The following is a 12,194-nucleotide window of genomic DNA, read 5'->3' on the forward strand; positions in this document are numbered from 1 at the left end:
GACATTACCGGTGTCACCAAGAACCATATTTCCGAGACGCTCTCCCAGCATCTGGGCATCAATTTCTTCGACTTTGTGAACCTGCACCGGGCCGATGAGGCCAAGCGACTATTGAGCGAGACCGAACGCAACACGCTGGAGATCGCCATGGAGGTCGGGTTCAATTCGCGATCGACCTTCAATGCGGCGTTCAAGAAGCATGTCGGCGCTCCGCCGAGCCAGTATCGCGCAGAGGCGCGCAGTGCGCGCTCGAAGGGCCTGGAAAACGCCGTGCATTGATGCGGATCGGTGTCCGAATGGCCCCATTCGGACGACAGACAGCCTGATTTTCCCCCAAAACCAGGACGCGGGTGTTCATCACCTGCCTGGATCAATGTTTAACCGACGGGGGCGCTCACGCCATGTCTGCATCACAACACTCCGAACACTCCGTTCGCCGCATGGCTCGGTTGGCCGGGTTATCCTATCTCTGCTACAGCCTCGCCGGGGTGTATATCACCTTCGGCCCCATCCCCGGGCTCAGTACGCTAATGAGCGGCGAAGCGCCGCCGGCGAGCGATGAATTCCTGTTCCGGACCGGATTTCTGGCCGAAATGGTGATGTATACCTTCGTCGTCGTGTCGGCTGCGGCCATGTATGCCGTCCTCAGGCCGGTCAGCCAGGGAACGGCCCTGGTCGGCGCCTTCTGCCGGCTGATCGAAGGCGCCATGGGCGCGACCTTCATCATCTTCAAATACGCGGCCTTTGCAGCCGTCATGAACCCCGATCTGAGCCCCGGATTTTCCGGTGAGGAGCGCTCGGCGCTCGTGACGCTCCTGCGCGATGTGTACGGGTCGACAATCTACTTCCTCCTGATCCCGATGGCGGTTGGCGGCGTTCTCTACTTCGCCCTGTTTTACCGGGCGCGCTTCATTCCGCGATGGCTCGCGGTTTGGGGCATGTTCACCTATCTGGTGATCGGAACGCTCGCCGCCGTGATCGTCCTGTTCCCGTCCGTGCGCGAGCACGTCATGCTGTTCTTCATCCCGGGCAGTCTGTTTGAATGGGTTGCCGCGTTCTGGTTGCTGTTCGCGGGGATCAATACGAAATACTGGTTCGGCCGGTCCAAGGCGGCGGTCTAGATCGCCGCTTCACCGGCCTGCCAGGGCCTTCCGGTCTTGAAAACGGGGCACGCAAACCTCCAAACACAGGGTGTGATGGCCGTCACACCCTGTGTAAGTGCCTGTCAGGCCTAACAACTTAGGCGTTGGCTGAATCTGATTCACCCCTATTTTCATTCCTGTCAGACCAGACAATGAGGGCGGGATGAAGCGGACGCGATCAGGCAGCGGGTGGATCAGTGTGGTGGTGATAGCCGGCGTAGCCATCGGCTTCGCGCTGGCCTGGATCCAGGGCGGGTCTTCCTATAATTTCTGAGCCGGTCAGGTCGATGTGCTTCAGTGGTCCGCCGGCCCCGGTCGGGACTGGAAAGCGCATCGCAATCACCGCAAGGTGGTCGCCATGAAAATCACGATCTTCGACAGCCCCGCCAGCCGCCTTCATGCCGTTCCCGCCGGGCATCCCGAGCATGCCGGTCGCTATGAGGCGACACGCGCAGCCCTGATGGCGTTGCCTGGATGCGACTGGACGGACAATTCCGGCCCGGCCGGGATGCCCGATCTGGCGCGCTTCCACACCGCGGCCCATGTCGACCGGGTCCTCAGTGCCAGCGCCGAGGCTGATCCCGGCGAGTGGGTGGCTCTGGATCCGGATACGCTGGTCTGTGACCGCTCTGCCGCGGCGGCCCTTGGTGCTGCCGGGGCGGCGGTTGCAGCCGTTGACATGGTCATGGCGGAGCAGGGCGGTGCCGGCTTCGTCCTGGCCCGCCCTCCCGGACATCATGCCGAGCCCGATCGGGCGATGGGGTTTTGCCTCTTCAACACGATCGCCATCGCCGCCACGCATGCGCTGGAAGTGCATGACCTTGAATCCGTGGCCATCATCGATATCGATGTGCATCACGGCAATGGCACGCAATGCCTGGCCGAGCGCGATCCGCGGGTCTTCTTTGCCTCCCTGCACCAGGCGCCCCTGTATCCGGGCACCGGCGCGGAGAGCGAAACCGGCCTCGGCGGCAATGTGCTCAATATGCCGATGCCGACGGATACCACGGGTGCGCAGTGGCGGGCCCGCTTTGAAACCCGGCTCATTCCGGCGCTCCAGCGGGTGCGTCCGGAACTGGTACTGGTCTCGGCCGGATTCGACGCCCATGCGGATGATCCGGTCGGCGGTTGGGGCCTGCGCAGCAATGACTATGCGTGGGCCGCGCGGCAATTGGCTGGGATTGCTCGCGATTCTGCCCATTCCCGGCTTGTTTCCGTGCTGGAGGGTGGCTACGACTGTCCGGCCCTGGGGCGATCGGCGGCGGCTTATGTCGGCGCGCTGTCCGAGGCGTGAACCCTTTTCTGCCAGGCTGCGTCGGGGCGCACCGGCTTGAGGCCTTTTGCCCCGCGCGCGACCGTTACACTGCATGACCGAAATCACTCCCGCCACGCCCAAGCGGCCCGGCCCGATTACCATTGCCCGACACGGCCAGCCCCTCGCGAATCGCGAGGCGATGATGGATTGGCGCGGCTATGAGGACTGGTGGGACAATATCTACCAGCCGGCACCGCTGGTTGAGGGACAGCGCGCGCCCGAGCCGCTGAAAGCCCAGGCCGTCGAAGCCCGCACGATCTTTGCCTCCACCCTTCGCCGCGCCATCGAGACGGCCCAGGCCGTCGCGCCGGGACGTGAACTGGTGATCGAGCCGGATTTCGTCGAAGCCGAACTGCCGCCGCCACCCTGGCCGGGTCGCTTCATGGCGAAGACCTGGGGCGTGTTCGCCCGCTGTACCTGGTGGCTGGGTCAGTCCCGTGGCCGGGAAAGCCGCGTCGAGGCCGATGCGCGAGCCGGTCGCGCCGTGGAACGCCTGATCGAAGCCGCCGGGACCGGCCCGGTCGTGTGCTGCGCCCATGGCTGGTTTAACCGCATGATGCGTCCGCACCTCAAGGCCTCCGGCTGGGTCTGCGTTCGCGATGGTGGCGACAGCTACTGGTCCTGGCGTCGCTATGAGTATCGCGGCAACTGACAGTCGTCTGACTGAACGGGCGATTGCCGCGCCGGACCGGGCTTTCTATGGTGATCGCGAATACCGACCCCGACCCATGACGGAGAGACAGGATGGCGTCCGAGCCGCATGCCGACATTGCGACCCTGAGCTTTGAAAAAGCGCTCGCCGAGCTGGAAGGCATCGTCCGCCAGCTTGAATCCGGAGAGGTCGAGCTCGAGCGTTCGATCGAGATCTATGAGCGCGGTGCGGCCCTGCGGGCGCATTGCGACAGCAAGCTGCAGGCTGCCGAGCTGAAGGTCGAGAAAATCGTCCGCGGCGAAGATGGTCAGCCGGCCACCGAACCGGCCGGGCTCGACTAGGCATGTCGGACGACGCGCCGGGACTGGCCTCCATCGAGGATTTCCTCAAGCTGGATATCCGGATCGGCACGGTCGTGCGGGCCGAACCCTTTCCGGAAGCCCGCAAGCCGGCCATCCGTCTGTGGATCGATTTCGGGGCCGAGCTGGGTGAGAAGAAATCCTCGGCCCAGATCACGGCGCATTACGAGCCGGACGCGCTGGTCGGACGGCAGGTCCTGGCCGTGGTGAATTTTCCGCCGCGGCAGATTGGTCCGATGCGCTCGGAAGTGCTGACACTCGGCGTTTCTGATGGCACAGGAGAGATCGTGCTTGTGGCGCCGGACCAGTCCGTGCCCGATGGCGCACGATTGCACTAGACGAACAGGCTCGCCGCCCGGCATCACCGGGCCGCAAGCAGAGTGGAGCAGGCAGGTCGATGGACAATTTCGAACAGCGACTCAATGAGCATGCCGACCGGGTCACGGTCGCGCTCGATGCGCTGCTGCCTCGCGCCGAGGGTCCCGAAGCCCATCTCAATTCTGCCATGCGGTATGCCGCGCTCGGTCCGGGAAAGCGTCTGCGTCCCTTCCTGGTGATCGAGGCGGGGCATCTCATCCATGCCGACGAACGCGGCATTCTGCGCGCTGCCTGTGCGCTGGAATGCATTCACGCCTATTCGCTCATCCATGATGATTTGCCCTGCATGGATGATGACGACATGCGTCGTGGTCGCCCCACCGTGCACAAGGCCTATGACGAGGCCACCGCCGTACTCGCCGGTGACGGACTGCAATCGATCGCCTTCGAGATCCTCGCCCACCCCGACACGCATCAGCGCGGCGGTGTGCGCGCGCGCCTGGTCGAACGCCTGTCCCGGGCCTCCGGACCCTATGGCATGGTCGGCGGGCAGATGATCGATATTCGGGCCGAGACCGAGCAGTTTGACATTTCCGTGGTCACCCGCATGCACCGGATGAAGACGGGCGCGCTGATTTCCTACGCGGTCGAGAGCGCCACCATCCTCAAGGATGTCGAGGAGAGTGTACGCCGGGCGCTTGAAGGGTTTGCCCATGATCTCGGCTTGGCCTATCAGATAACCGACGATCTCCTGGATGCCACGGGCGATGCGGGCGAAGCGGGCAAGGCGGTCGGCAAGGATGCCGGTCAAGGAAAAGCCACCTTCGTCACCATTCTGGGAGTGGAAGGCGCGCGTGACCGTTCGCGGCACTTGGCCGCACAGGCCAAGGAACACCTTGAACCTTTTGGTGCGCGAGCAGATGTTTTGAGAGAGGCCGTGGATTTCATCCTCGCGCGGCGCTCGTGAAAGGCCAGATGCCCATGGCACTGAAGACCCCGATCCTCGACACCGTCAACGCGCCGGCAGACCTCAAGAATCTGCCGCTCGACCGGCTCAAGATGCTGGCCGATGAAGTGCGCGCGGAAACGATTGATGCCGTCTCGGTAACAGGCGGTCATCTGGGAGCCGGGCTTGGCGTGGTCGAGCTGACCACGGCCCTGCACCACGTCTTCGATACGCCGACCGATACGCTGATCTGGGATGTCGGCCACCAATGCTATCCGCACAAGATCCTGACCGGGCGCCGCGACCGTATCCGCACCCTGCGCCAGCCGGGCGGGCTGTCCGGCTTCACCAAACGGTCGGAGAGCGAATACGACCCCTTCGGTGCGGCCCATGCCTCGACGTCGATTTCGGCGGCCCTTGGTTTCGCGGTCGGTCGTGATCTCAAGGACGAGGATCGCAATGTCATCGCAGTGATCGGTGACGGCTCGATGTCGGCCGGCATGGCCTATGAGGCGATGAATAATGCCGGCCATATCGGTGGCCGCCTGATCGTCATCCTGAACGATAATGACATGTCCATCGCTCCGCCGGTCGGCGCGATGAGCCATTATTTTGCCCGCCTGGTCTCCTCGCAGGGCTATCGCTCCATCCGCAAGCTCGGCAAGGGCGTCGCCAAGGCGTTGCGCGTCGAGGAAGCGGCCCGCCGGGCCGAGGAATACATGCGTGGCATGGCCATGGGCGGCACGCTGTTCGAGGAAATGGGCTTTCGCTATGTCGGCCCGATCGACGGTCATGATCTCGACCAGCTCGTCCCCGTCCTGCGCAATGTGCGCGATGGCGACAACGGCCCGGTCCTGATCCATGTCGTGACCCAGAAAGGCAAGGGCTATGCCCCGGCCGAGGCGGCCGAGGACAAATATCATGGCGTCGCCAAGTTTGATGTGATCACCGGCGAGCAGCAGAGATCAAAGGCCGCCGCGCCGTCCTACACCAAGGTCTTTGCCCAGCAGCTCATCCGTGAGGCGGAGGCCGATGATCGCGTGGTTGGCGTGACGGCCGCCATGCCGGGCGGTACCGGGCTCGACCTGTTCGGGGACCGCTTCCCGGATCGCATGTTCGATGTCGGCATCGCCGAACAGCACGCCGTGACCTTCGCCGCCGGTCTTGCCGCCGACGGCATGAAGCCTTTCGCGGCGATCTACTCCACCTTCCTGCAGCGTGGCTATGACCAGGTCGTCCATGATGTGGCGATCCAGAAACTGCCCGTGCGCTTTGCCATCGACCGGGCCGGCCTCGTCGGCGCTGACGGGGCGACCCATGCCGGCAGTTTCGATATCGGCTATCTCGGCGCCCTGCCGGGCCTGGTCGTGATGGCGGCCGCCGACGAGCTGGAACTCTCGCGCATGGTGAAGACTGCGGCGCTGATCGATGATGCGCCGTCTGCCTTCCGCTATCCGCGCGGCAATGGCACCGGCGTGAACATGCCGGACGTGATCGACGCGCTGGAGATCGGCAAGGGCCGTATCGTGCGCGAAGGCTCGCGCATTGCCATCCTCTCGCTCGGTACCCGCCTGGAGGAAAGCCTCAAGGCCGCCGACGCGCTCGCTGTCCAGGGCTTCTCGGCCACGGTCGCCGATGCCCGCTTCGCCAAACCGCTCGATGAGGACCTCATCCTGCGCCTGGCCCGCGAGCATGAAGTCCTGATCACGGTGGAAGAGGGCGCCCGCGGCGGTTTCGGCGCCTTCGTCCTGCACCTCCTGGCCGACAGGGGCGCCCTCGATCGCGGCCTGCGCATCCGCACCCTGACCCTGCCGGATGTCTTCCAGGACCAGGAAGCTCCCTTCGACATGTACGAAACCGCCGGCCTCAATGCCCGCCATATCGCCGCCAAGGCGCTGGAAGCCATGGGCAAGGATGACGCGGCCGCAGAACGTGTGGCGGCGGCGCTGATCGCGGGCTAGGGGCTGTACAGGCCGTCACCGGGATTTCCCCCTCTCCCTGACCCTCTCCCGGGGGAGAGGAAGTGCGGCATCCTGAAAGCCTCCAATTATTCGAGGCCACACAGCCATCATCTTGCGCCTCGCGCAGACCTGCCCATACATCCCATGACAGCCAGCGGGCCGTATCCGGTTCTTGAGGTCAAGGGCGCCGCAGGCGCCGCTCCGCGGGTTTCCCCTTGAGCTCAAGAACCGGATACGGCTGTCTCCCGGCAAGGGATTTATGGCGGGGTGTGCGCCCGTGCGCCAGACACCGGGGGCTGCCTGGCGCTCGCCGCAATACCCGGCCCTCTCCCTGGGGAGAGGGAAGGCGGTCTATTCGTCCGGGATCTGCGCCACTAGAGCCCGCACGGCCGCGGCATGCCCACCGACCGGATCGTCGGCCGGGAAGACGTCCAGCGAGATCTCCGGCTCCAGGCCCCGCGCTTCATGAACCGCCCCGTCCCCGTCGGCGAAGATCTCATTGGCGAGTTCCAGATACCAGCCATTGGGCAGGGGTTTGGCGAGCGGGGTGGAGAAGGCGCCGCGGGTCGTGGTGCCGGCCTGGGTCACATTGGGTAATTGGCGCAGCATCATCGTGGTGATCTCACCGGCAGAGACCGTGACGTCGCTCGTCAGCACAAGGGTCGGGCCGGTGAATCGCGGCCCGTCATGCGGGTTTATGCGATAGGTGGCGAGCGGCGCGCCGTCCCACTCGGTTCGCACGGCGTATCCGTCGTAGGCGGTGTCGGTGAAGCGGCTGGCGATGGCGCGGGTGACGGCATCATACCCACCCCGATTATTGGACAGGTCGAGAATGACGGCGTCGAGTCCGGCGAACTGGGTCAGGGCGTCATCCAGCATGACATCCAGCGCGGCGAGTTCGGCCGCTGCCCATTCGGGCGTGCCGGGGATGTCCGTGTCGGTGAATCCGCCCATCGTGAAGATCTGGATATAGCCGATACGCTGGTCGATCGTGCCGATGATCACCCGGTCATTGCCCACATGACGGGCGCCGGGGTCGAGCAATTCACCCAGTGTCTGGTCGACCAGTCCGATCAGCCAGGGCGTTTCGCCCAGGCTTGTGGCGATCATGGGCAGGGTTTCGCCGAGCCCGAACTGGGCGCGCTGGCGTGCACCGTCGATGTCGGCAATCAGCTTGGTGTGACTGTCGCCGAGTGGTTCGATCAGATCGGACAGGACAGCGAAGAGGGCGGCCTCATCCATATCGTCACTGATGCGCGGGCGGGCGGCCGCGACGGCGGCGCCCCAATCGACCCCGCGGCGGTCGAAAGCGGCGTAATGGCGGTCGAAAATGCCGGTGAAGGTCTCGAATACCGCGCTCGGCGAGGTCAGATCCCCGGTGCCGCAATGGGCAGGCAGGCCGGCTTGTCGCACAAGGACGGCATGGCCATCGCCCGGCAGGTATTCAAAGCGTGCGCTTTGGTCATCGGCGGGTGTGAAATAGCGATACTCGACCTGGCTCATCAGGGTCGGACCGTCCTGGGCGGTGCGATAGCAGCCTGCTGGCGTGTCCTGCCAGCGGGTGATCCCGGCTTCGTCGATCGCGAGGATCCAGCCGCTTTCTTCCGACAGCCAGATTCCGCGCGCGGCCGGCAGGGTCGTGCCTTCGCTCATGATCACTTGCCGCTCAGCTGGCCGGTCCGGCGAGGCGCAGGCCGTCAGGCACAGGGCCGAGGCGATGGACAACAGGGCGCGCGACATGAAATCTCCTAAAAGTGACCGCGGTCATTTTTTAGTTGTTCGATGGTTCGCTGGCAATCCTGCACAACTGCAGCAGGGTGGCGAGGCGCGCATTGAGGAGGCCGCGCGCGTCGGAAACGCGGTTGGCGACCATGACTTCCCGCCAGGTCCCTGTGGCCAGGGTGATGACCAGGTCAGCCAGGGCGTCGGGCGCGACATCCTCGCGCCAGACCTGGTCGCGCACCGCTGACTGGATATCGGCCCGCAGGCTGTCCCGAAAGGCGGTATCGACCCTGCGCTCGGCGTCCTGGATCGAGGCGGCCCGGGTGGCTTCGGCATTCTTGGCCCGCCAGAGTTCCGGTGCCTTCGACGCCTGGGCTCCACCGCTGTGGACCCGCTCGACAAGCCGTTGCGCTGGCGAGAGGCCGGGCGGCAGCGGGGCGTCGAGACTGGTCATCATCGTGCTCTCATACCACTCGGCCAGAATGTCCGCCTTGCTCGGAAAGTGGTTGAAGAATGTGCCCTTGGCGATCTTCAGCTCACGGGTGATCGTGGCGACGCTGACGGCGTCATAGCCGTCGCGCTCGAAGAGCTGAAGCGCCGCGTCGTAAATCGCCTGGCGCAGGGCGTGTTTCTTGCGGTCGCGCAATCCGGTCATGGCGCGAGTATGCGTGGCTTCGTGACCGCGGTCACTTTTGCGTTTCAGTGGAGGTGCGGGCCGGTCACTTAATCGGCGTGCGAGGCGGGACCTGACTGACACACCATTTGCCAGGGCGCACTGGAACCGGTGCAAACCGGCATGGCTCCTGCGCCCGCCCTCACGCTATCCTTGCCACCAGGACCCAAATCCAGGCGGACCCGGCCATGCGTGCAGACCTCTATCTCGTTGAACACGGTCATTTCGATACACGCGCGCGCGCCCAGGCGGCGATTGCGGCGGGCAAGGTGTCGGCCAACGGGGTGACGGTGACCAAGCCGTCGCAGAAGATTGCCGCGGGGGCGGAGATTGTCGCTGAAGCCGCCCATCCCTGGGTGTCACGCTCGGCAATGAAACTGGTGGCGGGGCTGGACGGGTTCGGGATTGATCCGGCGGACCGGGTCTGCGTCGATGTCGGATCCTCGACCGGCGGTTTCACCGAAGTCCTGCTGTCACGCGGGGCGCGGCATGTCTATGCGGTGGATGTCGGGCGGGACCAGCTCCACCCCTCGCTTCAGGCGGACCGGCGCGTCACATCACTGGAGTCGACCGACGCCAGGTCATTGGCGGCAGAGATGTTGTCCGAGCCGCCTTCGCTGGTGGTCTGTGATGCCAGCTTCATCTCGCTGCTCAAGGTGATCGCGCGGCCCCTGGCGCTGAGCGCGGCGACCGCCGACCTGATCGCGCTCATCAAACCCCAGTTCGAGGTCGGCAAGGCCTTGATCGGCAAGGGCGGTCTGGTGAAAAGCGAGACGGCGCGCCATGACGCGGTCGCGGCCGTACGGGCCGGCCTCGAAGGGCTGGAAGGCTTTTCGGTGTGCGCGGTCATGGAGAGTCCAATCGAAGGCGGTGACGGCAATAAGGAATACCTTATGGCCGCCACCCGCAAGCTTCAAACCTGAATTACTTCAGAGGTGTTTCACGGCAGGTGATCTACTGCCCATAAGTGTCAGCCGGGCGCCAGATACCGTCTGTGCCCTGGCACATATAGACCTGGTCGGTGACCGGCTGGCCGTAGGCATCCATGCGGCGCGTCTGGGACCAGTGACAGGTGCCGGTTGCGCTGTTGGCGGGGTAGGAGGCGGCAGTGTAGACGCGCGCCGGCTCCGCGCGGTCCGCGCCGCCGAGCAGGGTGCCGGATGATCCATAGGCCTGATTATCGGCATAACCATCATCGTAATAATCGTCTTCATAATAACGATTATCGCCGTAGCCAGCCTGGTAGCTGTCCTCGTAATAGCCGTCATTGCCGTAGGCAGTGTCGCCGTAGCGGGCATCCGAATAGCGCGCCCCCGGCTTGTCGCCGTAATAGGGCTGCTGATTGACCCGGCCGCGATTATTGCAGTCGTCGCCACCGGCAATTCCGGCGCCGATCACGGCCCCGACTCCGGCGCCGGCAATCGTGCCGACTTCCTCGGCATTGCCGCGATCACGGTGCTGGTAGCGATGGCCGCGACCACGACCCCAAGAGCCGTGACTTCCCCGGCCGCGACCCCAATGGCTGTCCCGGCTGTGGCGGTTGTTATTGCTGTCATCGGCGAGCTCATTGCCGATCACGGCGCCAAGGATGCCACCAATGATGGCGCCGGCGACCTGGCGGTCCTGGCGGGCCGATTCACAATCCTGGTAATTCTGGGCCTGGGCCATGGACGGCAGGGTGACGGCGAGCGCCGTAGCGGCCAGAAGCGTGGGGGTCAGCAATTTCATCTCTACCTCCATTAAGGGTCGGTCCGACGCGTTTCGCCGGTGTTGATCCTGTTCTAGCGCGCGGTCGATGAGCCGCGGATGAACGGCTCGATGAAGGTTACGCAAGAAAAAGGCCGACCCGGTGAAGGTCGGCCTCTCTCCGTCGCAATCCCACATACACAGGACTGTCTGTCCCCGGAATGCGTTACTGGATGCGGGCGACCTGCCAGTCGCCATAACCGTCACGGCACATGCGCACGCGGTCATAATTATAGGTCCCGTCCGGCATGTAGACCTCGGCATCGCCCCAGCGGCATTCCGCACTGGCGGTGTAATAGGTCTCGCGGATGACGATTGAACCGCGCACGCCGGAATACGGATTGCCCCAGTAATAGGGCTGGCCGTATTCGAAGGCGTAATTCATGGCGTAGTGGTATTGCGCACGGTCGCAATTATCCATCCGACTCAGGCTGTTGCCCAGCACGGCACCGAATCCGGCACCGATCAGGATGCCCGCACCGACATTGTCATCGCTGGCGGCCACACCGCCGACGAGCGCTCCGAGCAGGGCGCCGACAATGGCGCCGTCGCCATTGCTGTTATAGCGGCATATCCCGTCATAATAAGCGAATTGCCGGTTGGAATAGCCGTAGTCGTAATAGCGCGTGTGGTAGCGCCAGCGACTGGAAGGCCCCCAGCGACCGTAATAGCGCGTGCTCGTCCAGCCGTGATTCATGTGGCGAACCCAACGGCGATGCGATGAGTGTCGATTCTGGTCACGATAGAAACTGTGGCGGCGCTGGGCATAGTCCCAGCGGCGCTGGTCGCGTCCGCCGCGATGGACCCGCGGGCGGTGATTGCCCGGTCCGCGCGCATCGGGGCGATGGCGGTCCGGCCGTGTGTCAGGGCGGCGACGATCGGGGCGCGTATCGGGACGTCGACCGGGATTGCCTGCATCGGGCCGACGACGGTCTGGCCGTGTGTCAGGGCGCCGACGATCAGGTCGCGTGTCGGGGCGTCGACCGGGATTGCCTGCATCGGGGCGACGGCGATCGGGCCGTGTGTCGGGGCGTCGACCGGGATTGTCTGCGTCGGGGCGACGGCGATCGGGGCGCGTGTCGGGACGTCGACCGGGATTGCCTGCGTCGGGGCGACGGCGATCGGGTCCTGTATCGGGACGTCGACCAGGATTGCCTGCATCGGGGCGCCGGCGATCGGGTCGCGAGCTGCTATCCGGGCGGTCACGTGAGGTGGGGCGCGACGCCGGGCCCGCTTCACGACGCGGCCGGTCACTGCGTGAGGCCCGCCGTTGCTGGTCGGGCTGGCGTCGGGCGCCTCGACCGGTCTCATTGCCGCGGTCCCGGCGAACTTCATCACCGCGATCACTGCGCTGGGCGTC

Annotated in this window: 13 protein-coding genes and 1 pseudogene; 9 read left to right on the plus strand and 5 right to left on the minus strand. The window is 64.9% G+C overall.

Annotated elements, in window-relative coordinates; genetic code table 11:
- The 8 genes from QZ266_RS14450 to dxs form a co-directional block, all read left to right on the plus strand.
- The coding region (locus QZ266_RS14450) for a helix-turn-helix transcriptional regulator (protein ID WP_295696361.1) at positions 1-279 on the plus strand (279 nt) is incomplete at its 5' end.
- Between the two features lie 122 nt (positions 280-401).
- Positions 402-1,121: a DUF4386 domain-containing protein gene (locus QZ266_RS14455; RefSeq protein WP_295696363.1), complete on the plus strand. Its 720-nt coding sequence runs from the start codon at positions 402-404 to the stop codon at positions 1,119-1,121.
- Between the two features lie 379 nt (positions 1,122-1,500).
- Positions 1,501-2,436: a histone deacetylase family protein gene (locus QZ266_RS14460; RefSeq protein ID WP_295696365.1), complete on the plus strand. Its 936-nt coding sequence runs from the start codon at positions 1,501-1,503 to the stop codon at positions 2,434-2,436.
- Between the two features lie 73 nt (positions 2,437-2,509).
- Entirely contained in the window at positions 2,510-3,109 is a 600-nt protein-coding gene (locus QZ266_RS14465) for a histidine phosphatase family protein (protein WP_295696367.1), read from the plus strand.
- A 92-nt stretch (positions 3,110-3,201) separates the two neighbouring features.
- Positions 3,202-3,450, plus strand: coding sequence for an exodeoxyribonuclease VII small subunit (locus QZ266_RS14470; RefSeq protein ID WP_295696369.1), 249 nt, complete (start codon positions 3,202-3,204; stop codon positions 3,448-3,450).
- Between the two features lie 2 nt (positions 3,451-3,452).
- Positions 3,453-3,806, plus strand: coding sequence for a tRNA-binding protein (locus tag QZ266_RS14475; RefSeq protein WP_295696371.1), 354 nt, complete (start codon positions 3,453-3,455; stop codon positions 3,804-3,806).
- Positions 3,807-3,865: 59 nt separating this feature from the next.
- Positions 3,866-4,753 (plus strand): polyprenyl synthetase family protein, encoded by an 888-nt coding sequence (locus QZ266_RS14480; RefSeq protein WP_295696373.1) that lies wholly within the window; start codon positions 3,866-3,868, stop codon positions 4,751-4,753.
- A gap of 14 nt (positions 4,754-4,767) precedes the next feature.
- On the plus strand, positions 4,768-6,693 hold the full coding sequence (gene dxs, locus QZ266_RS14485) for a 1-deoxy-D-xylulose-5-phosphate synthase (RefSeq protein ID WP_295696374.1): 1,926 nt from the start codon (positions 4,768-4,770) through the stop codon (positions 6,691-6,693).
- A 351-nt stretch (positions 6,694-7,044) separates the two neighbouring features.
- On the opposite strand, the gene QZ266_RS14490 is transcribed toward dxs, so the two are convergent.
- On the minus strand, positions 7,045-8,433 hold the full coding sequence (locus tag QZ266_RS14490; RefSeq protein ID WP_295696376.1) for a S41 family peptidase: 1,389 nt from the start codon (positions 8,431-8,433) through the stop codon (positions 7,045-7,047).
- A 31-nt stretch (positions 8,434-8,464) separates the two neighbouring features.
- Positions 8,465-9,070, minus strand: a complete 606-nt coding sequence (locus tag QZ266_RS14495; RefSeq protein ID WP_295696378.1) for a TetR/AcrR family transcriptional regulator — start codon at positions 9,068-9,070, stop codon at positions 8,465-8,467.
- Between the two features lie 206 nt (positions 9,071-9,276).
- Between QZ266_RS14495 and QZ266_RS14500 the strand changes: the two genes are divergently transcribed.
- Positions 9,277-10,011 carry a TlyA family RNA methyltransferase gene (locus tag QZ266_RS14500; RefSeq protein ID WP_295696380.1) on the plus strand — a complete coding sequence of 245 codons (735 nt, stop codon included), beginning with the start codon at positions 9,277-9,279 and terminating at the stop codon, positions 10,009-10,011.
- A 31-nt stretch (positions 10,012-10,042) separates the two neighbouring features.
- On the opposite strand, the gene QZ266_RS14505 is transcribed toward QZ266_RS14500, so the two are convergent.
- The 3 genes and pseudogenes from QZ266_RS14505 to QZ266_RS14515 all read right to left on the minus strand — a co-directional run.
- Positions 10,043-10,816, minus strand: a complete 774-nt coding sequence (locus QZ266_RS14505) for a hypothetical protein (RefSeq protein WP_295696381.1) — start codon at positions 10,814-10,816, stop codon at positions 10,043-10,045.
- Between the two features lie 184 nt (positions 10,817-11,000).
- Positions 11,001-11,531 (minus strand): glycine zipper domain-containing protein, encoded by a 531-nt coding sequence (locus QZ266_RS14510; protein WP_295696383.1) that lies wholly within the window; start codon positions 11,529-11,531, stop codon positions 11,001-11,003.
- Positions 11,528-12,194 (minus strand): annotated as a pseudogene (locus QZ266_RS14515) (hypothetical protein); the annotation flags it as partial. The gene QZ266_RS14510 and the pseudogene QZ266_RS14515, both read right to left, overlap by 4 nt.

This window comes from uncultured Maricaulis sp. (genome assembly GCF_905480005.1).
Lineage (GTDB): Bacteria > Pseudomonadota > Alphaproteobacteria > Caulobacterales > Maricaulaceae > Maricaulis.

Excerpts from the sequence above, each read along its gene's own strand:
- QZ266_RS14455 (WP_295696363.1), top strand. The coding sequence starts at position 402 with ATGTCTGCATCACAACACTCCGAACACTCCGTTCGCCGCATGGCTCGG.
- QZ266_RS14460 (WP_295696365.1), top strand. The coding sequence starts at position 1,501 with ATGAAAATCACGATCTTCGACAGCCCCGCCAGCCGCCTTCATGCCGTT.
- QZ266_RS14465 (WP_295696367.1), top strand. The coding sequence starts at position 2,510 with ATGACCGAAATCACTCCCGCCACGCCCAAGCGGCCCGGCCCGATTACC.
- QZ266_RS14470 (WP_295696369.1), top strand. The coding sequence starts at position 3,202 with ATGGCGTCCGAGCCGCATGCCGACATTGCGACCCTGAGCTTTGAAAAA.
- QZ266_RS14475 (WP_295696371.1), top strand. The coding sequence starts at position 3,453 with ATGTCGGACGACGCGCCGGGACTGGCCTCCATCGAGGATTTCCTCAAG.
- QZ266_RS14480 (WP_295696373.1), top strand. The coding sequence starts at position 3,866 with ATGGACAATTTCGAACAGCGACTCAATGAGCATGCCGACCGGGTCACG.
- dxs (WP_295696374.1), top strand. The coding sequence starts at position 4,768 with ATGGCACTGAAGACCCCGATCCTCGACACCGTCAACGCGCCGGCAGAC.
- QZ266_RS14490 (WP_295696376.1), bottom strand. The coding sequence starts at position 8,433 with ATGTCGCGCGCCCTGTTGTCCATCGCCTCGGCCCTGTGCCTGACGGCC.
- QZ266_RS14495 (WP_295696378.1), bottom strand. The coding sequence starts at position 9,070 with ATGACCGGATTGCGCGACCGCAAGAAACACGCCCTGCGCCAGGCGATT.
- QZ266_RS14500 (WP_295696380.1), top strand. The coding sequence starts at position 9,277 with ATGCGTGCAGACCTCTATCTCGTTGAACACGGTCATTTCGATACACGC.
- QZ266_RS14505 (WP_295696381.1), bottom strand. The coding sequence starts at position 10,816 with ATGAAATTGCTGACCCCCACGCTTCTGGCCGCTACGGCGCTCGCCGTC.
- QZ266_RS14510 (WP_295696383.1), bottom strand. The coding sequence starts at position 11,531 with ATGAATCACGGCTGGACGAGCACGCGCTATTACGGTCGCTGGGGGCCT.